Annotated in this window: 23 protein-coding genes and 1 tRNA gene; 23 read left to right on the plus strand and 1 reads right to left on the minus strand. The window is 47.1% G+C overall.

Translation table 11 applies throughout. From position 1 onward, the window contains the following. The first annotated feature begins 34 nt into the window (after positions 1-34). The 14 genes from hisG to AC1WMD_RS10195 all read left to right on the plus strand — a co-directional run bounded on the left by hisG (position 35) and on the right by AC1WMD_RS10195 (position 11,866). A complete protein-coding gene (gene hisG, locus AC1WMD_RS10130; RefSeq protein WP_043906055.1) occupies positions 35-655 on the plus strand; it encodes an ATP phosphoribosyltransferase in 621 nt (206 codons plus the stop codon). 14 nt (positions 656-669) lie between these two features. After that, positions 670-1,938, plus strand: a complete 1,269-nt coding sequence (hisD, locus tag AC1WMD_RS10135; protein ID WP_494257085.1) for a histidinol dehydrogenase — start codon at positions 670-672, stop codon at positions 1,936-1,938. Between the two features lie 14 nt (positions 1,939-1,952). Continuing rightward, positions 1,953-2,540, plus strand: coding sequence for an imidazoleglycerol-phosphate dehydratase HisB (hisB, locus tag AC1WMD_RS10140; protein ID WP_494257086.1), 588 nt, complete (start codon positions 1,953-1,955; stop codon positions 2,538-2,540). Between the two features lie 2 nt (positions 2,541-2,542). Next, positions 2,543-3,178 carry an imidazole glycerol phosphate synthase subunit HisH gene (hisH, locus tag AC1WMD_RS10145; protein ID WP_494257210.1) on the plus strand — a complete coding sequence of 212 codons (636 nt, stop codon included), beginning with the start codon at positions 2,543-2,545 and terminating at the stop codon, positions 3,176-3,178. After that, positions 3,178-3,915, plus strand: a complete 738-nt coding sequence (gene hisA, locus AC1WMD_RS10150) for a 1-(5-phosphoribosyl)-5-[(5-phosphoribosylamino)methylideneamino]imidazole-4-carboxamide isomerase (protein ID WP_494257211.1) — start codon at positions 3,178-3,180, stop codon at positions 3,913-3,915. Before hisH ends, hisA begins: the two co-directional genes overlap by 1 nt. After that, positions 3,912-4,670, plus strand: coding sequence for an imidazole glycerol phosphate synthase subunit HisF (gene hisF, locus AC1WMD_RS10155; protein WP_494257087.1), 759 nt, complete (start codon positions 3,912-3,914; stop codon positions 4,668-4,670). Before hisA ends, hisF begins: the two co-directional genes overlap by 4 nt. Then, the gene (hisIE, locus tag AC1WMD_RS10160) at positions 4,667-5,299 is read left to right on the plus strand and encodes a bifunctional phosphoribosyl-AMP cyclohydrolase/phosphoribosyl-ATP diphosphatase HisIE (RefSeq protein WP_494257088.1); all 633 of its coding nucleotides are present in this window, start codon (positions 4,667-4,669) and stop codon (positions 5,297-5,299) included. The genes hisF and hisIE overlap by 4 nt, the downstream gene beginning before the upstream one ends. A gap of 102 nt (positions 5,300-5,401) precedes the next feature. Then, on the plus strand, positions 5,402-6,880 hold the full coding sequence (locus tag AC1WMD_RS10165; protein WP_494257090.1) for a tetratricopeptide repeat protein: 1,479 nt from the start codon (positions 5,402-5,404) through the stop codon (positions 6,878-6,880). Positions 6,881-6,956: 76 nt separating this feature from the next. Continuing rightward, entirely contained in the window at positions 6,957-7,904 is a 948-nt protein-coding gene (gene trxB / locus AC1WMD_RS10170) for a thioredoxin-disulfide reductase (protein ID WP_043906048.1), read from the plus strand. A 349-nt stretch (positions 7,905-8,253) separates the two neighbouring features. Then, positions 8,254-8,712, plus strand: coding sequence for an 8-oxo-dGTP diphosphatase (locus AC1WMD_RS10175; protein ID WP_494257091.1), 459 nt, complete (start codon positions 8,254-8,256; stop codon positions 8,710-8,712). Positions 8,713-8,731: 19 nt separating this feature from the next. After that, the gene (gene rapZ / locus AC1WMD_RS10180; protein WP_043906046.1) at positions 8,732-9,628 is read left to right on the plus strand and encodes an RNase adapter RapZ; all 897 of its coding nucleotides are present in this window, start codon (positions 8,732-8,734) and stop codon (positions 9,626-9,628) included. Continuing rightward, on the plus strand, positions 9,625-10,602 hold the full coding sequence (gene mgfK, locus AC1WMD_RS10185; RefSeq protein ID WP_043906045.1) for a gluconeogenesis morphogenetic factor MgfK: 978 nt from the start codon (positions 9,625-9,627) through the stop codon (positions 10,600-10,602). Before rapZ ends, mgfK begins: the two co-directional genes overlap by 4 nt. A 19-nt stretch (positions 10,603-10,621) precedes the next feature. After that, positions 10,622-11,584 carry a DNA-binding protein WhiA gene (gene whiA, locus AC1WMD_RS10190; protein ID WP_043906044.1) on the plus strand — a complete coding sequence of 321 codons (963 nt, stop codon included), beginning with the start codon at positions 10,622-10,624 and terminating at the stop codon, positions 11,582-11,584. Between the two features lie 24 nt (positions 11,585-11,608). Continuing rightward, the gene (locus AC1WMD_RS10195) at positions 11,609-11,866 is read left to right on the plus strand and encodes an HPr family phosphocarrier protein (protein ID WP_494257093.1); all 258 of its coding nucleotides are present in this window, start codon (positions 11,609-11,611) and stop codon (positions 11,864-11,866) included. Positions 11,867-11,909: 43 nt separating this feature from the next. On the opposite strand, the gene clpP is transcribed toward AC1WMD_RS10195, so the two are convergent. Then, positions 11,910-12,500 carry an ATP-dependent Clp endopeptidase proteolytic subunit ClpP gene (gene clpP, locus AC1WMD_RS10200; RefSeq protein WP_017435708.1) on the minus strand — a complete coding sequence of 197 codons (591 nt, stop codon included), beginning with the start codon at positions 12,498-12,500 and terminating at the stop codon, positions 11,910-11,912. A 223-nt stretch (positions 12,501-12,723) separates the two neighbouring features. Between clpP and AC1WMD_RS10205 the strand changes: the two genes are divergently transcribed. The 9 genes from AC1WMD_RS10205 (at position 12,724) to eno (ending at position 21,705) form a co-directional block, all read left to right on the plus strand. After that, a tRNA-Arg gene (locus AC1WMD_RS10205) sits at positions 12,724-12,795 on the plus strand. Positions 12,796-12,994: 199 nt separating this feature from the next. Then, on the plus strand, positions 12,995-14,302 hold the full coding sequence (gene rpoN, locus AC1WMD_RS10210) for an RNA polymerase factor sigma-54 (RefSeq protein ID WP_494257212.1): 1,308 nt from the start codon (positions 12,995-12,997) through the stop codon (positions 14,300-14,302). A gap of 14 nt (positions 14,303-14,316) precedes the next feature. Beyond that, on the plus strand, positions 14,317-14,562 hold the full coding sequence (locus AC1WMD_RS10215) for a glutaredoxin family protein (RefSeq protein ID WP_043905996.1): 246 nt from the start codon (positions 14,317-14,319) through the stop codon (positions 14,560-14,562). Between the two features lie 128 nt (positions 14,563-14,690). Continuing rightward, positions 14,691-15,710 (plus strand): sugar-binding transcriptional regulator, encoded by a 1,020-nt coding sequence (locus tag AC1WMD_RS10220; protein WP_494257094.1) that lies wholly within the window; start codon positions 14,691-14,693, stop codon positions 15,708-15,710. Between the two features lie 41 nt (positions 15,711-15,751). Further along, positions 15,752-16,759: a type I glyceraldehyde-3-phosphate dehydrogenase gene (gene gap / locus AC1WMD_RS10225; protein WP_043905994.1), complete on the plus strand. Its 1,008-nt coding sequence runs from the start codon at positions 15,752-15,754 to the stop codon at positions 16,757-16,759. Positions 16,760-16,882: 123 nt separating this feature from the next. Then, positions 16,883-18,067: a phosphoglycerate kinase gene (locus AC1WMD_RS10230; RefSeq protein WP_494257095.1), complete on the plus strand. Its 1,185-nt coding sequence runs from the start codon at positions 16,883-16,885 to the stop codon at positions 18,065-18,067. 38 nt (positions 18,068-18,105) lie between these two features. Beyond that, on the plus strand, positions 18,106-18,867 hold the full coding sequence (gene tpiA, locus AC1WMD_RS10235) for a triose-phosphate isomerase (RefSeq protein ID WP_494257214.1): 762 nt from the start codon (positions 18,106-18,108) through the stop codon (positions 18,865-18,867). Beyond that, positions 18,860-20,395 carry a 2,3-bisphosphoglycerate-independent phosphoglycerate mutase gene (gpmI, locus tag AC1WMD_RS10240; RefSeq protein WP_494257097.1) on the plus strand — a complete coding sequence of 512 codons (1,536 nt, stop codon included), beginning with the start codon at positions 18,860-18,862 and terminating at the stop codon, positions 20,393-20,395. The genes tpiA and gpmI overlap by 8 nt, the downstream gene beginning before the upstream one ends. A gap of 17 nt (positions 20,396-20,412) precedes the next feature. Then, positions 20,413-21,705, plus strand: coding sequence for a phosphopyruvate hydratase (eno, locus tag AC1WMD_RS10245; RefSeq protein ID WP_494257098.1), 1,293 nt, complete (start codon positions 20,413-20,415; stop codon positions 21,703-21,705). Positions 21,706-21,844 lie beyond the last annotated feature (139 nt).

Here is a 21,844-nt window from a genome sequence, read left to right on the forward strand (position 1 = left end):
ATGGATAATCAACACTCATGAGGAGTGATAAACAATGCTGACGATTGCGATGCCGAAAGGGAGGATTTTCGACGAAGCGCTCGAACTGCTCCGGAAAGCAGGTTATACGCTTCCTCCGGAATTTGCCGAATCAAGAAAACTAATGATTGAAGTGCCGGAAGAAAACATGCGCTTTATTCTCGCCAAGCCGATGGACGTCGTCACCTATGTGGAACATGGGGTGGCCGATTTAGGCATTGCCGGCAAAGATGTCATGATGGAAGAAGAACGTGACGTATATGAGCTGCTAGATTTAAAGATTAGCAAATGCCATTTAGCGGTGGCTGGGCTGCCGGGTGTGCGCATGAATCAAATCGCGCCGCGCGTAGCGACGAAATACCCAAATATCGCCTCCAGCTATTTTCGCGAACAAGGCGAGCAAGTCGAAATTATTCGGTTGAATGGCTCCATTGAGCTTGCTCCGCTCATTGGGCTTGCCGACCGCATCGTCGATATAGTCTCAACCGGACGGACGCTGAAAGAAAACGGGCTGGTGGAATTGGAGAAAATCGCTGATGTCACATCGCGATTAATCGTCAATCCGGTCAGCTACCGCATGAAAGACGAAGCGGTTGATGAACTAGTTCATCGTTTATCCGAAGTCATTCCGCAATGAAGGAGAGAGCAAACGTGAAAATCGAACGAGTGACAAACCGTGTATCATTGCGTCGTACGATTGAATCGGGAACGGAAGAACAGCGCCGTGCGGTTCTGGAGATTATTGCCGATGTGCGCGCTCGCGGTGATGAAGCGCTAAAAAGTTATACGGAAAAATTCGATGGCGTCCGCCTTGATTCGCTGTGCGTGACAAACGAAGAAATAGAAAGAGCGTATCAGAACGTAAGCGCAGAAGTGCTTCACATCATCCAAGAAGCGGCGGAAAACATTCGCGATTATCATGAGCGGCAAAGGCGGGAGTCATGGATCACCACAAAAGAAGACGGCACGATGCTCGGTCAGAAAATAACGCCGCTTGATGCGGTTGGACTGTATGTTCCAGGAGGAACAGCCGCCTACCCGTCATCGGTGCTCATGAACGTCATTCCTGCCCAAGTGGCAGGGGTCAAACGAATTGTGATCACATCTCCGCCAAATAAAGACGGAACGCTTCCGGCCGGCGTGTTAGTGGCGGCGAACGAATTAGGAGTGAAAGAAATATATAAAGTCGGCGGTGCGCAGGCGATTGCCGCGCTTGCGTACGGAACGGAGACGATTCGTCCGGTCGATAAAATTTTCGGGCCAGGAAACATTTATGTGGCGCTCGCGAAACGCGAAGTGTTCGGGCAAGTCGCGATTGATATGATTGCCGGACCGAGCGAAATCGTCGTGTTGGCGGATGAAACGGCAAAGGCGAACGAAATTGCCGCTGATTTGTTGTCGCAAGCCGAGCATGATGAGCGCGCTTCCGCGATTCTCGTCACTCCATCGATGAAATTGGCGCTTGCAGTCGCACGCGAGGTCGAAAAACAGCTTGAGACGCTGCCGCGCAAAGCGATTGCCTCTGCATCGCTTGAGAACTACGGAGCCATTTACGTCACAGAAACGATTGCGGAAGCGGTGGAAGTTGTGAATGAATTAGCACCGGAGCATTTGGAAGTGATGACAGCCGAACCGATGCAACTCCTTGGCCAAATTCGCCATGCGGGAGCGATTTTTTTAGGGCGCTTCAGCTCGGAGCCGGTTGGCGATTACTTCGCCGGTCCGAACCACGTGCTGCCGACGAATGGTACAGCCCGGTTTTCGAGCGGATTAAGCGTGGATGAATTTGTGAAAAAATCGAGCATCATTTTTTATAGCGAACCGACGCTAAAGCAAAACGCGGAAAAAATCGCGGCGTTTGCTAGACTTGAAGGGCTTGAAGCACATGCGCGCGCCGTTGAAGAACGTTTTAAAAAATAAGGGGGACATAGGTTATGGTAAGGCATGCATCGATTTCGAGAACGACAAAGGAAACGGATATTCAGCTGGAGTTTGTCATTGACGGGGAAGGAAAAGCGGAGCTTCATACGGGCGTGCCGTTTTTAACGCATATGCTCGATTTGTTTACAAAGCATGGCCAATTTAATTTAACGGTCACCGCCAAAGGTGATACCGAAGTGGATGACCATCATACGACTGAAGATATTGGGATTTGCCTCGGGCAGGCGCTGCGCGAGGCGCTTGGCGATAAAAAAGGGATCAAACGTTACGGAAACGCGTTTGTACCGATGGATGAGGCGCTTGCCCAAGTCGTCGTCGATTTAAGCAACCGTCCGCATTTTGAGTTTCGCGGACAGTTTCCAAGCGAAAAAGTCGGAACGTTTGATGTCGAGCTTGTGCATGAATTTTTATGGAAATTGGCGCTTGAAGCGCGCATGAATTTGCATGTCATCGTCCACTACGGCCGCAACACGCATCATATGATTGAAGCGGTGTTTAAAGCGCTAGGGCGCGCGCTTGATGAAGCGACGATGATCGATCCGCGCGTCAAAGGCGTTCCATCAACGAAAGGAATGTTGTAATGATGATTGGCATTATTGACTACGGAATGGGAAACTTATACAGCGTCAGCAAAGCGCTGGAGCGTCTTGGTTATCCGTATATGATTTCTGGTCATTCAGATGAATTACAACAGGTGCGGGGGCTCATTTTGCCAGGTGTCGGTTCGTTTAAAGACGCGATGCATATTTTGCGGGAAACCGGTTTGGCTGAATTCATCCGCACCGCTGCGGAGAGCGGCACCCCGCTGCTTGGCATTTGCCTTGGCATGCAGCTGTTATTTGAAGAGAGCGAAGAAAACGGATTAACGAAAGGATTGGGACTGCTTAGCGGCCGCGTTGTCCGCATCCCTGAGGCGGCAGCAAGCGGCGAACGCTATAAAGTGCCGCATATGGGCTGGAACCGGCTAAAGTTTCATCATCCTTCACCGTTGCTTGACAATATAGAAGAAGGGCATGTCTATTTTGTTCATTCCTACTATGTCGTGACAGACGATACAAAGGTAGTGCTGGCAAGCAGCACATATAATGTCGAAGTGCCGGCTGTAGTCGGCAAAGAAAACGTATTCGGCACCCAGTTTCATCCGGAAAAAAGCGGCGAGGTAGGAATGAAGATATTGCAAAACTATGTGGCGATCGTAGAAGGAAAGGGGAACGGATGATGGCGGTGTTTACGATTTATCCAGCGATTGATATGCGCGGCGGCAAATGCGTCCGCCTTTTGCAAGGCGATTATGGGAAAGAGACGGTATACGGCGATTCGCCAGTCGAGATGGCGGCGTTATTCGCCGAGCAAGGCGCCGAATGGATTCATATGGTCGATCTTGACGGCGCCAAAGAAGGGAAACGCGTCAACGACCGGTTCGTCGTCGAAGTGGCGAAACAGCTGCCGGTGAAACTGCAAATTGGCGGCGGCATCCGCACGGAAGACGATATTGTATATTATTTAGAAAACGGTGTGGCTCGCGTTATTTTAGGGAGCGCAGCCATTGCTGATCCGCCGTTTGTCAAAGAAATGTTGAAAAAATACGGCGAGCACATTGCCATCGGCATTGATGCGAGAGACGGGTTTGTTGCGACGGAAGGATGGCTTCACACTTCCAATGTCAAAGCAACAGACCTTGGGAAAGAGCTCGCCGCAGCCGGGGCGCAAACGTTTATTTTTACCGACATCGCCACTGATGGAACGCTGTCAGGCCCAAATGTCGCGGCAGTTGTTGAAATGGCGCGGGCAACCGGAAAACAGGTCATTGCTTCTGGTGGCGTCAGCTCGCTGAAGGATTTGGTGTCGCTCCAAAAATATGCTGATGACGGCGTAATTGGCGCGATTGTCGGCAAGGCGCTCTATACGAAGCAATTTACTGTCGCAGAGGCGCTTGAGGCGGTGAAAGACGAATGATTACGAAACGGATTATTCCATGTTTAGATGTGAAAGAAGGCCGCGTCGTGAAAGGAGTGCAGTTCGTTCAGCTTCGCGATGCCGGTGATCCGGTCGAACTGGCGAAGTTTTATGATGAACAAGGAGCGGACGAGCTTGTCTTTTTAGATATTTCCGCCTCGCACGAAGGGCGGAAAACGATGGTCGAAGTCGTCGAGAAAGTCGCTGCACAATTGGCGATTCCGTTTACGGTTGGCGGCGGCATTAATTCGTTAGAGGATATGAAAACGATCTTGCGCGCCGGTGCTGATAAAGTGTCACTCAATACGGCCGCCGTCCGCAACCCGCAGCTGATTACAGAAGGGGCAGACTTTTTTGGCTCGCAATGCATCGTCGTGGCGATTGATGCGAAATATGATGAAGCGATCGGTTCGTGGCGCGTGTATACGCATGGCGGGCGCAACGCGACCGATTTTGAAGTCGTCGAATGGGCAAAAGAAGCGGTCCGCCGCGGCGCCGGGGAGATTTTATTGACAAGCATGGATTGTGATGGTGAAAAAAATGGATTTGATATCGAATTGACGAGGAAAGTGAGCGAAGCGGTGTCTGTTCCAGTCATTGCTTCCGGCGGGGCCGGGAAGGCGGAGCATTTCCTTGAAGTGTTTGAAAAAGGAAAAGCAGATGCGGCGTTAGCGGCTTCGATTTTCCACTATAAAGAAACATCGGTGAAAGAAGTAAAAGCGTATTTAAAAGAAAGAGGGGTAAATGTACGATGAACCTCGCAAATATCCGCTTTGACGAAAAAGGGCTTGTTCCCGCGATTGTCCAAGATGCGCAAAGCAAAGAAGTATTGATGCTGGCTTATATGAATAAAGAGTCGTTACAAAAATCGCTAGAAACGGGGGAAACCTGGTTTTACAGCCGCTCGCGCCAGGAGCTTTGGCATAAAGGTGCTACTTCCGGCCATACGCAGCGCATCGTCGATATGCGCTACGACTGTGACAGCGATGCGCTTTTGGTGCTTGTCGAGCCGGCCGGCCCGGCTTGCCATACGGGAAGCTACTCCTGTTTTTCCCATTCCATTGATGGAGAAGCCCGTGAAGTATCGCCACACCGCTTTGCGATTATTAACAAGCTGGAGGAAATCATCGCCAAGCGGGATGCGGAACGCCCAGAAGGCGCGTATACGACATATTTATTGGAAAAAGGCATCGATAAAATTTTAAAGAAAGTCGGAGAAGAAGCGGCGGAAGTGATTATCGCCGCGAAAAACCGCAGCCATGACGAACTGAAATGGGAAGTGGCCGATTTATTGTATCATTTGCTTGTGCTGCTTCGCGAGCAAAAGCTGCCGCTTGATGCGGTGTTAGAGGTGCTGGCAGAGCGACATGACTCGAAAAAGTGATAACGGGCTGGCTTTTTTTGCGCTGCCCGCTTATTTTTTGTTCGTTTTCCTGAAGAATATGGTATACTTTTTTGGTGAATTCAACAAAAGATGGAGGGTTCAATGGGAAAACAACTAAAGCGAACGCAGCGAAAAGCAACGATTGTACCATTTATCCAAAGCGGAGAATACTTTTTTAAAAAAGGAATGAAAGCGTATCAGCTCGGTGATTTATATAAAGCGAAAAAATATTTCGAACGCGCCGTCCAATACGATGGAAACGATTCTTCCTTTGCCTTGCAGCTTGCCTTGGTGTTGGCGGAGCTTGGGGAGTATCAGTTCTCCAATCAATGGCTGTTTAAAATTATCCATGAATTGGATGAAACGATGTATGAATGTTTTTATTTTTTAGCGAATAACTTTGCCTATCTCGGTCTATTCCGCGAAGCGATAAAGTATGCAGAGCTGTATTTAAAGCACGAACCAAACGGTAATTTTGCTGAAGATTTGGCCGATTTATTGGAATTGTTAAAAATGGACCGCGAAGAAGAGGCGGATGAGCATGAAAATTTAATTGCCTTGCAGGAACGGGCCCGCTATTTATTGGAAAAAGAAGAATTTGACGAAGCGATCGTTTTGTTGGAAACGATTGTCGACAATTACCCTGAATTTTGGTCCGCTTATAACAACTTAGCGCTCGCCTATTTTTACAGCGGAAATGTGCAAAAAGCCCAGGAAATTATCACACAAGTACTTGAACGCAATCCGGGCAACTTGCATGCGCTTTGTAATCAACTTGTTTTCTATTATTATTTGCGTGATGGACGACAAGTCAATGACCTTTGTGAAACGTTGTCATGTGTATATCCATTTTTTATCGAACACCGCTATAAGCTTGGAGCGACATTTGCCCTTGTCGGTCGTTTTGACCTTGCGTTTCGCTGGCTATACCATTTATATAAAATCGGTTATGATGGCGATGAAGCCTTTTATTATTGGCTTGCGCATGCCGCTTATTATACAGGGCATGAGCCGTTTGCGAAACACATTTGGGAAAAAGTCGTCACCTTAAATCCGGATAAGCAAGGGGAGGAACCGTGGGCGCTCTCCGCTCTGTCGCTTGATGAAGAGCTTCAACGCATTATCCGCTGGTTTTATCGCAAAAACAATGCGGAAATGTTATATGGGCTGTATTTGTTTAGTCAATCGCGGTATAAAAGTGATATTGCGGTTTCGTTAGCGCTTCGCCGCTATTTGCCTGCCCATCCGCTCCTTCGCCCATTTATTGATTATTTTCTATTTCGTATGGGAGAAACGTTGCCTTCTTATGTCGCCAATATCGATTGGATTATGAAAACGCTGATAGCGAACAATGATGAAATGGAGGAAACGTTGTATATTTCATGGTTTTCGGTAGCCATTAACGCCATTAGAGACAATGAGCCGTTTGCGAACCATGCGGCTTGGGCGGCCGCCATGGAATATGTATGGCGTAAGCAGCAAGGAATGAGCGTCACGCAAAAATCGGTAGCTGCAAAATATCATGTTTCGCCGTCAACCGTGCAAAAATATGTAAAAAGAGTGAGAAGCTTATTGTCTTGAGCAAATCAATAGACGCTAATCAAGAACTTCTATACGATAATGTTGGGAAGATTAATCAATGAAGGAGTGGAACGACGTGTCAGAAGAAAAAATTTACGACGTCATTATCGCGGGGGCCGGACCAGCAGGGATGACTGCCGCTGTCTATACATCTCGCGCCAATTTGTCAACGCTGATGATTGAACGCGGTGTTCCGGGCGGACAAATGGTCAATACAGAAGATGTCGAGAACTATCCAGGCTTTGAAAATATTTTAGGTCCGGAACTGGCGACAAAAATGTTTGAGCATGCCAAAAAGTTTGGCGCCGAATATGCGTATGGAGATGTGAAAGAAATTATCGATGGCGAAGAATATAAAACGGTCGTCGTTGGCGATAAGCAATATAAAGCGCGTGCCGTCATCATTGCGACCGGAGCGGAATATAAGAAGCTTGGCGTGCCTGGTGAAGCGGAACTTGGCGGCCGCGGTGTTTCGTATTGCGCCGTCTGTGACGGGGCGTTCTTTAAAGGAAAAGACCTCGTTGTCGTCGGCGGCGGCGATTCTGCGGTCGAAGAAGGGGTATATTTAACCCGCTTTGCCAATAAAGTGACGATCGTTCACCGCCGCGATCAGCTGCGCGCACAAAAAATATTGCAAGACCGCGCGTTTGCGAACGAGAAAATTGATTTCATCTGGAATCATACCGTGAAACAAATTAATGAGAAAGACGGTAAGGTCGGCAGCGTGACGCTCGTTCATACACAAACGGGAGAAGAGCGCGAGTTTCCGTGCGACGGGGTATTTATTTACATCGGCATGCTTCCGTTATCGAAACCATTCGCAAACCTTGGCATTACGAACGAAAACGGATATATTGTGACGAATGAACGGATGGAAACAAAAGTGCCAGGCATTTTTGCCGCTGGCGATGTCCGCGAAAAATCGTTGCGGCAAATCGTGACAGCAACCGGCGACGGAAGCATTGCGGCGCAAAGCGCGCAACATTACGTGGAAGAGCTAAAGGAAAAATTAAACATAAAGTAATCAAATCGTAATAGATGTTTAATCCGTCTGTAACACGTATGAAACATTTTTTTTGTATGCTAAAGATAGTTGAATTGACCCCCTTTTATATAGATCTTTTTTATTAGCACGGGTACCCTTTCCCGTGCTTCTTTTTTTGCAGCCATTTCCTCTGTTTTTTCGCCTTGTCCAAAGGGAAGCCTTTTATCGCATCGTGCGTACGCTTTGCCATTCCCCCTTTGTTTGCGACTGCCCTGTCCTTTTTCCCATGCTTTCTTCATTGTAGCGGATTGGGAGAAATAGTATAATATAATAAATAATACATAGAAATCAAAGTGCTTTTTGATGAAGCAATGTTGAGGTGAGCGTGTTGCAGCGCGTAACGAACTGTATTTTGCTAAAAGACGGAAAGGTGCTGTTGTTGCAAAAGCCGAAGCGGGGATGGTGGGTAGCCCCGGGCGGAAAGATGGAACAAGGAGAATCCATCCGTGAAGCATGCATTCGCGAGTATCGCGAAGAAACGGGGATTTACTTAAAAAACCCAAAGCTTAAAGGGGTTTTTACGGTTGTGATGAAAGCCGGGGAACAAATCGTCTCCGAATGGATGATGTTTACGTTTTTTGCTGAACAATTCGATGGGGAAAACGTTCCGTATTGCGAAGAAGGCAAGCTAGAGTGGCACCCGGTGGAAACCATCCATGAATTGCCGATGGCGCCGGGGGATTATCATATTTTAGAATATGCTTTAAAGGGATCGGGCGTGATGTACGGGACGTTTATATATACGGAAGACTTCGAACTGCTTTCCTATCGGTTAGATCCTAGTTGACGGAGAGGAGGGGGAAAGGATGGACAACGGCTCGGTGAATAACCAAATTCAAATGGTGATTATTACCGGAATGTCCGGCGCTGGGAAAACGGTTGCGATTCAAAGCTTTGAAGATTTAGGTTTTTTTTGTGTCGATAATTTGCCGCCAACGCTGCTTCCGAAATTTTTGGAGCTAATGAAAGAGTCGGGGAATAAAATGAATAAAGTAGCATTAGTGATGGATTTGCGGAGCCGCGACTTTTTCGACAGCCTGTTTACGGCGCTAGACGAGCTGGCCGAGCAATCATGGGTGACGCCGCAAATTTTATTTTTGGACGCCAAAGACTCAACGCTTGTGGCTCGCTATAAAGAAACGAGACGGACGCATCCGCTCGCGCCAAACGGCTTGCCGCTTGAAGGGATCCGCTTAGAGCGTGAATTGCTCGAGGAGCTGAAGGGGCGGGCGCAAATCATCTATGACACATCTGATTTAAAGCCGCGGGAGCTGCGCGAAAAAATTTTGCGGCAATTTTCTTCCCACGCGCAACAAACATTTACTGTCAATGTCATGTCGTTTGGTTTTAAATACGGTATTCCGATTGACGCCGATTTAGTGTTTGACGTGCGCTTTTTGCCGAATCCGCACTATATTGATCATATGCGGCCGAAAACGGGATTGGATGAAGAAGTGTCTTCGTATGTGTTAAAGTGGGGAGAAACGCAAAAATTTCTTGAAAAACTGATCGATTTATTGACCTTTATGCTTCCGCATTACAAGCGGGAAGGAAAAAGCCAGCTTGTCATCGCCATCGGCTGCACGGGAGGACAGCACCGCTCGGTGGCGATCGCTGAATATATCGCCCGTCATTTTTCCGCTGATTATAAAACGATTGTGTCCCACCGTGACATGGAGAGGAGAAAGGAAAAGCATAAATGAAAGAGAAAACGCAACCGAAGATGGTCGTCATTGGAGGCGGCACAGGACTCCCTGTATTATTGCGCGGTTTGAAACATCATGATCTTGATATTACGGCGATTGTCACTGTCGCCGATGATGGAGGCAGTTCAGGGAGATTGCGCGATGAATTGCGAATTCCGCCGCCGGGGGATGTGCGCAACGTATTGGCGGCGCTGTCAGATGTCGAACCGCTTATCGTTGAATTGTTCCAACATCGATTTCAAAACGGAAATGGATTGTCAGGTCATTCATTGGGAAATTTAATTTTGGCAGCGCTGACGTCGATTACGGGAGATTTTGTCAAAGCAATCCGTGAGATGAGCAAGGTGTTGAATGTGCACGGGCAAGTGTTGCCGGCAGCGAATAAAAGCGTTGTCCTTCATGCGGAGATGGAAGACGGTGCCGTCGTTTCCGGAGAGTCAAAAATCCCTTATTCAGGAAAAAAAATTAAAAGAGTGTTTTTGACCCCGGAAGATATTGAACCGCTTCCGGAAACAATTGAAGCGATTCGTCAGGCCGATTTAATCGTTGTTGGCCCGGGAAGTTTATATACAAGCATTTTGCCGAACTTGCTCGTACCGAAAATTGGCCAGGAAGTTTGTCAGGCAAAGGCGAAAAAAGTGTATATATGCAACATTATGACCCAGGCGGGGGAAACGCTGCATTATACGGTCAGCGACCATGTAAAAGCCCTGCATGACCATATGGGGTGTTTCTTTCTTGATGCGGTCATTGTCAATAGCGGCCAAATTCCGGAAGACATTCAACAGCGCTATGCACAAGAGCTGGCGGAACCGGTGCAAGATGACAGCGACCGGCTTGCGGAATTAGGGATTCAAGTGATCCGTGATCATATCGTCAGCTATGAGGATCAGGTCATCCGCCATGATACGAAAAAAGTGGCGTCATTGCTTCTTTCGCTTCTTACAGCACCTCCTTCTTGCACATGTTAACTAATGGAGGTGATGATAGATGTCGTTTGCGTCAGAGACAAAAAAAGAGCTGACTAATCTAGAAGTCAAGCCGTGCTGCTTAAAGGCAGAATTGTCCGCCCTTCTCCGCATGAACGGTTCCTTGTCGTTTTCCAACCGGAAAATGATTGTCGATGTACAAACGGAAAACGCTGCCATTGCGCGGAGAATTTACACTTTGTTAAAGAAAGGGTATAGCGTCACGGTTGAACTATTCGTTCGCAAAAAAATGCGTTTGAAAAAAAATAATGTGTACATTGTCCGCATTATTGATGGCGCGCATAAACTGTTAAAGGATTTGCAAATATTGAAGGAGGATTTTTCACTAATTCACGCGATTTCGCCGGAATTAGTGAAAAAAAAGTGCTGTAAGCGTTCTTATTTGCGGGGCGCGTTTCTTGCCGGCGGATCGGTCAACAATCCAGAAACGTCCTCGTACCATTTAGAGATTTTTTCCCTTTATGAAGAACATAACAATTCATTATGTGAATTAATGAACAGTCATTTTTCACTGAATGCGAAAACGTTGGAACGAAAAAAAGGGTTTATTACGTATTTAAAAGAGGCAGAAAAAATTGCCGAATTTTTAAATATTATCGGCGCCCATCAAGCGCTGTTGCGCTTTGAAGATATTCGCATTGTGCGCGATATGAGAAATTCAGTCAACCGGCTTGTCAACTGTGAAACGGCTAATCTCAATAAAACGATTGGCGCTGCGCTCCGTCAAGTCGAAAATATTCGCTACATTGACGAAACGATCGGATTAAGCTCCCTCCCGGATAAGCTGCGGGAAATTGCCGAATTGCGCATGCAACATCAAGATGTGACACTAAAAGAATTAGGGGAATTAGTATCCGGAGGCAAGATCAGCAAATCGGGAATTAACCACCGCTTGCGCAAAATCGATGAAATTGCCGAACGGCTTCGCGCTGGAAAGCCTGTGGATTTTCATAAATCATTATAAAAAATAAAAGGGGAGATGGAGAGCATGGTTGAGAAACAAGTGGAAGTAAAATTAAAAACGGGACTGCAAGCGCGCCCGGCTGCGTTGTTTGTGCAGGAGGCGAACCGCTTTTCTGCGGACATTTTTCTAGAAAAAGACGGAAAGCGAGTAAACGCCAAAAGCATTATGGGATTAATGAGCCTGGCGATTAGCAGCGGTTCTGTCATTACATTGATCGCGGACGGTCCTGACGAAAAGGAAGCGATTGAAAAGCTGGCCAGCTATGTGCAAAAAGAAAAATAAAAAAGCGGCTGCTTCACAAGATAGCGAAGCAGCCTTTTTTGCTTTACTTTTCATCTGAACGTGTTAATACGCGGTCAATGATTCCGTATTCTTGCGCTTTTTGCGCCGTCATAAAGTTGTCGCGGTCGGTGTCGCGTTCAATCACTTCAATCGGCTGACCCGTATTTTCAGAGAGAATGCGATTTAACTTATCGCGCAAGAAAAGGATGCGTTTGGCGGCAATCTCGATTTCAGTTGCTTGACCTTGGGCGCCGCCAAGCGGTTGATGGATCATGATTTCGCTGTTTGGCAAAGCGAATCGTTTTCCTTTGGCGCCGCCAGCGAGCAAAAATGCTCCCATAGACGCAGCCATGCCGATGCAGATTGTCGAGACGTCCGGCTTAATAAATTGCATCGTATCGTAAATCGCTAAGCCGGCCGTAATCGAACCGCCTGGGCTGTTAATATAAAGCGAAATGTCTTTTTCCGGATCTTCCGCGGCTAAAAATAACAGCTGCGAAACGATCGAGTTTGCTACTTGATCATCAATCGGAGTGCCGAGAAAAATGATACGGTCCTTTAATAAGCGGGAATAAATGTCGTACGCACGTTCTCCGCGGTTTGTCTGTTCGATAACGGTAGGGATTAAATACATGAAGTTTCCTCCTTTGCCATTGACTAATCATATGTATTTTTATCATACCGGAATGGTCAATGAAGGTCAAACGAAACGCCTTCAACCTCACCTTATAATTATTCGTGAACGATGTCAAACATCCCTCTTTTCATCATAACCTCTTTTTTATTTTTTAAACACATTTTCCCTCTTGCAAATTAGAGAAGTTTCTACTATAATTGAACATGCAACTGAACATGATGCCCTCGTAGTGTAGTGGATAGCACGAGAGATTCCGGTTCTCTTAGCGTGGGTTCGAATCCTGCCGAGGGCGTATAAAAACGAAACCTGCTGCGAAAAGCGGCAGGTTTTTTGCTTTTATTGAATATATATATATGCTATAGAACGTGTTCGGCTATGGTGAGAATCAAATAGTAACCGTGTTGTTTCACTTTGCTCATGTAGTTAGCAAATTATTTCTATACCATGCAGAAGGGACAGTAGTGTACAATAAAAGAAAAGGGGGATGGATGATGAGGGCGGAATTATTGCAAGAGCAACGGCTGAAGCTGGCGTTGACAAAAGAACTGACGCAGGCGATTGAACTGTTGCAGTACTCTGCCGTGGAACTGCAAACTTTTTTATACGAACAGTCTCTCGATAATCCTTTTTTGGAAATTCGCGATCATCGCTGGAAGCGAAGCGGGCGCCGCTTATCGGAGAAAGACAAGAAGCAATGGCTGGAAAATATGAGCACGCATTCCGAAACGCTTTCGGCGCATTTAATGGCCCAGCTGCCGGCACTTTCGCTTGCAAAACAGGAAGAACGCGCCGTGCGTTACCTCATCGCTTCCCTTGATGAAGACGGCTATTTGCGGATCGGGTTGGAGGAAATTGCTGATCGATTAGCTATTTCAAGGGAAGAAGCGGAAAAGGCGCTTGAAATTGTGCAGTCATTAGAGCCGGCAGGCGTTGGCGCACGCAGTTTGGAAGAATGTTTATATTTGCAGTTGCAGCGCTTGCCAAATCGGGATGAATTCGCCGAACAAATCATCAAACATCATTTTTCCTTATTTGCCGAAAAGTCATGGAAAACGTTGGCGAAGCAACTTGGGGTCGATATTGCTTCGTTGCAGCGTGTATGGGATTTAATCCGCACGCTTGAACCGCGCCCTGGCATTCATTATACAAAGGAGATGCCGCATTTTATCATCCCCGATATGATTGTCGAACGCGGTCCGGAAGGCCAATGGCGCATTTTCTTTAACGACGATGTGCATCCGGAACTCGTCTGGAATCGGATGTATGAACAGCAAATGACCCATTATCGCGACAGCCAAGTCCACGGCTTTGTCAAAGATAAATACCGGCAGTTTTTATGGCTTGCCAAAAGCTTAGAGCAACGCAAACAAACATTGTTAAATATTATGGCCGTTATTGTTGAGAAACAGCTTCCGTGTTTGGAAGCGGGATTTGCCGCGTTAAAGCCCCTTACGATGCGAGAAGTGGCCGAGGAACTAGGCATTCACGAATCCACTGTCAGCCGTGCGGTGAAAAATAAATATGTGCAAACACCGTTTGGTACTGTAGAACTGCGCCGCTTTTTTGCCAGCTCTGTTTCTTCCGCTTATGCAGAGGAGGATGCGGCTTCTTCGGTAAAAGTAAAAATGGTGATTAAGCAGTTAATAGAGGCGGAAGACAAAAAACAGCCTCTCTCTGACCAGAAGCTTGCTGACTTGTTACAGGAGCAATACGGCATCGCCGTTTCGCGAAGGACGGTCGCCAAATACCGCGAGCAGCTGCATATTCCATCATCGGCAAAGCGAAAACAGTACGAATAGGGAAGGGACAAATAATGAAGATCAATTTATATTCCAAAACGAACTGCCCGTTATGCGATAAAGCGAAACAAGTCTTGCAAGAGCTGCAAAACGAGTTCTCCTTTGACATCAATGAAATCGACATTTATCAAGACGACAAGCTGCTGGAAAAATATCAATTAATGATTCCTGTAGTCGAAATCGATGGGGAAGAAATAGATTTCGGCATCGTTCAAAAAGATGTCATAAGAAAGCGCTTACTAGAGACGCGAAAAAGTTGAACAATCGTATTCCTCCTGTTACAATGAAATTGTGCGGGAGGAATTTTTTTTGGCAATGGTGGGACATAATAAGTCACACCGGGACAATTAATGTCCATATAATATCCATAGCTAAGGAGAAGGGATCGATGCGATCGTTAATCGAAGCGCAAAAGAAATTATTGCCCGACCTTCTGGAAGTGATGCAAAAACGCTATCAAATATTGCACTATGTTTCCCTCATGCAGCCGGTCGGGCGCCGGGTGCTGGCGAACAGTTTGGGAATGAGCGAGCGTGTGCTTCGTTCCGAGGTGCAGTTTTTAAAAGAGCAAAACTTGTTGGCAGTTGACTCGATCGGCACGAGCTTAACGCCTGAAGGCAAGGAATTGCTGTATGCGCTCGAGGATGTCATGAGAGAAGTGCTGGGGTTAAGAGAGTTAGAAGCAACGTTAAAACAAAAGCTGCATATTGAAAAAGTAATTGTTGTTGCTGGGGATAGTGACCTTTCTCCTTGGGTAAAAAAAGAAATGGGAAGAGCTTGCGTCACCTGTATGAAAGAACGGTTGAAAAATGGCGACATTGTGGCGGTAACAGGAGGTACCACAATGGCGGCAGTGGCCGAGATGATGACGCCGGACGCGAAGTTAAACAATCTTTTATTTGTTCCCGCACGAGGTGGTCTAGGGGAGAATGTAGGAAATCAGGCCAATACCATTTGCGCGACAATGGCGGAAAAAGCGCTAGGGAATTACCGCCTTCTTCATGTTCCTGACCATCTCAGCCGCGAGGCGTATGAATCGTTAATTGAAGAGCCGGCTGTGAAAGAAATGCTAGAACTCATTAAGTCGTGCCGCATGGTTGTACACGGAATCGGAGATGCTGTCACTATGGCGGAGCGCCGGAAAACGAGAAAAGAGGATATGGAGAAAATAAAAGCGCGCCATGCGGTTGCCGAAGCGTTTGGCTATTACTTTAATGAAAAAGGGGAAGTTGTTCATAAAGTAAAAACGGTCGGCATTCAGCTTGAGGACCTCCCGCATGTCGAACACGTCATCGCGGTTGCTGGAGGGGCGTCGAAGGCGAAAGCGATTCAAGCGTATATGAAACGAGCCCCGCACTCGATTTTAATCACCGATGAAGGCGCGGCAAAAGCGTTGTTAGGGGAGTAATGTCCCTTTATCATACACAAATTTTTAAGGAGGAGCTATCCATGACTGTAAAAATTGGTATTAACGGTTTTGGCCGTATTGGTCGCAATGTTTTTCGTGCTGCATTAAAAAATCCAAACGTTGAAGTAGTAGCGGTAAACGACTTAACGGATGCAAGCACATTAGCTCATCTGTTGAAATATGACTCGGTTCATGGAACATTAGACGCAGAAGTATCGGTCAATGGCAATAATATCGTTGTTAACGGGAAAGAAATTGTTGTCAAAGCGGAACGCGACCCTGCCCAATTAGCTTGGAATGAATTAGGTGTAGACATTGTCGTTGAATCGACAGGCCGCTTCACGAAACGGGAAGATGCGGCAAAACATTTGGAAGCTGGAGCGAAAAAAGTCATTATTTCTGCGCCGGCGAAAAATGAAGACATTACGATTGTCATGGGCGTAAACCAAGACAAATACGATCCGGCAAACCATCACATTATTTCTAACGCTTCTTGTACAACAAACTGCTTGGCGCCATTTGCCAAAGTGCTTCATGAAAAATTTGGCATTGTCCGCGGCATGATGACGACGGTTCACTCGTATACGAACGACCAACAAATTTTAGACTTGCCTCATAAAGATTTACGCCGTGCCCGTGCTGCTGCGGAATCGATTATTCCGACAACAACAGGTGCGGCAAAAGCAGTTGCGCTTGTACTTCCTGAACTAAAAGGCAAACTCAACGGTATGGCAATGCGTGTACCGACACCAAACGTATCTGTTGTCGACCTTGTTGCGGAGCTTGAAAAAGAAGTAACCGCTGAAGAAGTTAACGCGGCATTGAAAGAAGCTGCGGAAGGTGAATTGAAAGGCATCTTGGCTTACAGTGAAGAGCCGCTCGTATCTCGCGACTATAACGGCAACACTGCTTCATCCACGATTGATGCGCTTTCCACAATGGTTATTGAAGGAAAAATGGTGAAAGTAGTATCTTGGTACGATAACGAAACAGGCTACTCCCATCGCGTTGTGGATCTTGCCGAATATATTGCGTCAAAAGGTCTATAAGGATAGCCATTGTTTTTCGCGCCTGGTCAAGTCTATAATAGGATGGTGGAGGGGGAGCGGGGAAATGATCCCCACTCCTCTTCGTTTGTGGGAACGATATCATCAAAAAGGGGGCATAGCGCCATGAACAAAAAGACGGTTCGGGACGTCGATGTGAAAGGAAAACGAGTGTTTTGCCGCGTCGATTTTAACGTGCCGATGGAAAATGGTGCGATTACGGATGATACACGCATCCGCGCCGCACTTCCGACGATTCGTTATTTAATCGAGCAAGGCGCAAAAGTGATTTTGGCGAGCCATCTTGGCCGTCCAAAAGGAAAAGTTGTCGAAGAGATGCGCTTAAATGCGGTGGCTAAACGGTTGAGCGAGCTGCTCGGCAAACAGGTAGTAAAAACAGATGAAGCATACGGAGATGCGGTAAAAGCAGAGATCGCCAACATGAAAGAAGGCGATGTATTGCTTCTAGAAAACGTCCGCTTTTACCCAGGGGAAGAGAAAAACGATCCAGAGCTGGCGAAAGCATTTGCTGAATTAGCGGACATTTATGTGAATGATGCGTTTGGTGCTGCCCATCGAGCTCATGCATCTACCGAAGGAATTGCACACTACTTGCCAGCGGTTGCCGGATTTTTAATGGAAAAAGAAATTGAAGTGCTAGGAAAAGCGCTGTCCAATCCAGACCGTCCATTTACGGCGATTATTGGCGGCGCGAAAGTAAAAGACAAAATCGGCGTGATCGAAAACTTGCTTAACAAAGTGGACAATTTGATTATCGGCGGCGGACTGGCGTATACGTTTGTGAAAGCGCTCGGTCATGAAGTTGGTAAATCACTGTTAGAAGAAGATAAAATTGAACTGGCAAAATCGTTTATGGAAAAAGCGAAAGAAAAAGGCGTTAACTTCTATATGCCGGTCGACGCCGTCGTAGCCGATCGGTTTGCGAATGATGCGAATACGAAAGTCGTTGCGATTGATGCGATTCCAAGCGATTGGGAAGCGCTTGATATTGGTCCAAAAACATGCGAACTATATCGCGACGTCATTATGAAATCGAAGCTGGTTGTTTGGAACGGCCCAATGGGTGTATTTGAAATGGATGCCTTTGCCGAAGGAACAAAAGCAGTAGCCCAAGCGCTAGCGGATGCTGTCGATACATACTCGGTCATCGGCGGCGGCGATTCGGCAGCGGCGGTAGAAAAATTCGGCTTAGCCGAAAAAATGGACCACATCTCTACCGGCGGCGGTGCATCGCTTGAATTTATGGAAGGAAAACAACTTCCTGGAGTGGTAGCGTTAAACGACAAATAATGCGCTCACTCTTTTCTCGAGAAAGGAAGGGACAGATGATGAGAAAACGCATTATCGCAGGAAACTGGAAAATGCATAAAACATTGCCGGAGGCAGTAAGCTTCGTGGAAGAAGTAAAACGGCTTGTTCCACCGGCGGAACAAATAGACTCTGTCATTTGCGCGCCATTTTTATTTTTGGACCGGCTTGTCCAAAACGCACAAGAATCTGATTTAAAAATCGGCGCACAAAATATGCATTTTGAAGACAAAGGAGCGTTTACAGGGGAAATCAGCCCGGTAGCGCTGAAAGATATTGGTGTGACGTATGTCATTATCGGTCATTCCGAGCGCCGCGAAATGTTTGCGGAAACGGATGAAACGGTGAATAAAAAAGTGCTCGCTGCTTTTAAACACGGGCTTATTCCAATTGTTTGCTGCGGTGAAACGTTAGAGCAACGGGAAAGCGGCAAAACGAATGACGTTGTTGGCGTGCAAGTAAAAAAAGCGCTTGCCGGTTTAACCGTAGAACAAGCAAAACAAGTGGTCATTGCCTATGAACCAATTTGGGCGATTGGCACTGGCAAATCGTCGACCGCTGAAGATGCAAATGAAGTATGCGGCCATATCCGTTCGATTCTTGCGGACGTCTTTTCAGAAGAAGTGGCCCAAGCGGTACGGATTCAGTACGGCGGTAGCGTAAAACCGGAAAATATTCGCGAATTTTTAGCGCAAGAACATATTGACGGCGCCCTTGTCGGCGGTGCAAGCCTCGATCCGAAATCATTTTTGCAATTAGTGGAGGCCGGACATCATGAGTAAAAAGCCAGTGGCGTTAATTATTTTAGACGGATTTGCGCTTCGCGAAGAAACGTATGGCAATGCGGTCGCGCAAGCGAAAAAGCCGAATTTTGACCGGTATTGGAACGAATATCCGCACGCAACGCTCACCGCTTGCGGCGAAGCGGTCGGACTGCCGGAAGGGCAAATGGGCAACTCCGAAGTCGGCCACTTAAATATCGGCGCCGGCCGCATTGTTTACCAAAGTTTAACGCGCGTCAACATTGCGATTCGTGAAGGAGAGTTTGACCGCAACGAAACATTTTTAGCAGCCATGAATCATGTGAAAGAAAAGGGAACAAATTTGCACATTTTCGGTCTTCTCTCTGACGGCGGTGTTCATAGCCATATTAATCATCTTTATGCACTATTGAAATTAGCAGCCAAAGAAGGAGTCAAAAACGTCTACATCCATGGCTTTTTAGATGGCCGCGATGTCGGACCGCAAACGGCGCCGAAATATATTAAAGAATTGCAAGAAAAAATAAAAGAATACGGCGTCGGCGAAATTGCGACCTTATCCGGCCGCTATTACTCGATGGACCGCGACAAACGGTGGGAGCGCGTCGAAAAAGCATATCGCGCGATGGTGTACGGAGAAGGCCCGACGTATCGCGATCCGCTTGAGTGCATTGAAGACTCTTATCAACATGGCATTTACGATGAGTTCGTGCTTCCATCCGTTATGGTACGCGAAGACGGCTCACCGGTGGCGACGATTAAAGACGAAGACGCGATCATTTTCTACAATTTCCGTCCAGACCGGGCGATCCAAATTTCCAACACGTTTACGAACGAAGACTTCCGCGAGTTCGACCGCGGTCCGAAACATCCGAAAAACTTGTTCTTCGTATGTTTAACGCACTTTAGCGAAACGGTAAAAGGCTATGTCGCGTTTAAACCGACGAATTTGGATAATACGCTCGGTGAAGTCCTATCGCAGCATGGATTGCGCCAGCTCCGCATCGCGGAAACGGAAAAATATCCGCATGTGACGTTCTTTATGAGCGGCGGACGGGAAGAGAAGTTTCCGGGCGAAGACCGCATTTTGATCAATTCGCCAAAAGTCGCGACATATGACTTAAAGCCGGAAATGAGCGCCTATGAAGTAACGGATGCGCTGTTAAAAGAAATTGAAGCAGATAAATATGACGCGATCATTTTAAACTACGCGAACCCGGACATGGTCGGCCATTCCGGCAAGCTGGAACCGACCATTAAAGCGGTTGAAGCGGTCGATGAATGCCTTGGCAAAGTCGTCGACGCGATTTTAGCCAAAGGAGGCATTGCCATTATTACGGCAGACCACGGAAACGCGGATGAAGTATTGACGCCGGATGGCAAACCGCAAACCGCGCATACGACAAATCCGGTTCCTGTGATCGTCACGAAAAAAGGAATCGAGCTTCGCAAAGATGGCATTTTAGGCGATCTAGCGCCAACGATGCTTGATTTGCTTGGCCTGCCGCAGCCGAAAGAAATGACAGGAAAAACATTAATTATGAAATAATAAAGGAGAGTGTGAACATGTCTGCAATTATTGACGTATACGCACGTGAAGTATTAGACTCGCGCGGCAATCCAACGGTAGAAGTGGAAGTATATACGGAAGACGGCGGCTTTGGCCGTGCCCTTGTGCCAAGCGGTGCGTCGACTGGGGAATATGAGGCAGTGGAATTGCGCGACGGTGATAAAAGCCGCTATCTTGGCAAAGGTGTATTAAAAGCGGTCGAAAACGTCAATGAAGTCATCGCCCCAGAGATCATCGGTTTGGAAGTGACGGACCAAGTCGGCATTGACAAAACGCTTATTGAACTGGATGGCACAGAAAACAAAAGCAAATTAGGCGCCAACGCGATTTTAGGGGTATCGCTAGCAGTCGCGCGCGCGGCAGCAGATGAATTGGGTCTGCCTCTATATCAATACCTTGGCGGTTTTAACGCAAAAACATTGCCAGTGCCAATGATGAACATTTTAAACGGTGGCGCGCATGCCGATAACAACGTGGACATTCAAGAATTTATGATTATGCCTGTCGGCGCGAAAAGTTTCCGTGAAGCGCTTCGCATGGGCGCGGAAATTTTCCATAGCTTAAAAGCAGTACTAAAAGCAAAAGGCTACAATACGGCTGTTGGTGACGAAGGCGGATTCGCGCCAAACTTAAAATCGAATGAAGAAGCGCTGCAAACGATCATCGAAGCGATTGAAAAAGCTGGCTACAAACCAGGCGAAGAAGTCATGCTGGCAATGGACGTTGCTTCTTCTGAGCTTTACAACAAAGAAGATGGCAAATATCATTTAGAAGGCGAAGGCGTCGTGAAAACGTCCGAAGAAATGGTCGCCTGGTATGAAGAACTTGTTTCGAAATACCCAATCATTTCCATCGAAGACGGTTTGGATGAAAACGACTGGGAAGGCCACAAGCTATTAACGGAGCGCCTTGGCAAAAAAGTACAGCTTGTCGGTGACGACTTGTTTGTAACGAATACGAAAAAACTGGCGGAAGGAATCGAAAAAGGCGTCGGCAACTCGATTTTGATCAAAGTTAACCAAATCGGCACGTTAACGGAAACGTTCGATGCAATCGAAATGGCAAAACGCGCAGGATATACGGCGGTTGTTTCCCACCGTTCTGGTGAAACGGAAGACAGCACGATCGCTGACATCGCGGTAGCGACAAACGCCGGCCAAATCAAAACAGGGGCTCCTTCCCGCACCGACCGCGTCGCGAAATACAATCAATTGCTCCGCATCGAAGATCAGCTTGGCGACACGGCGATTTACAACGGCATTAAATCGTTCTATAATCTGAAAAAATAATGCTTAAGCAAGGGAACCTAACCGAATCATTCGGTTAGGTTCTTTTTATTTCGTTTGGAGAAAAAATTTGGGGTAACGCCTCAAATAGTTCCATCTACATGACCCGGTACGCGGAAGCTGTGTTGGAGAACTATGCCCC

It is taken from the genome of Parageobacillus sp. NEAU-HV-2 (assembly GCF_059115485.1).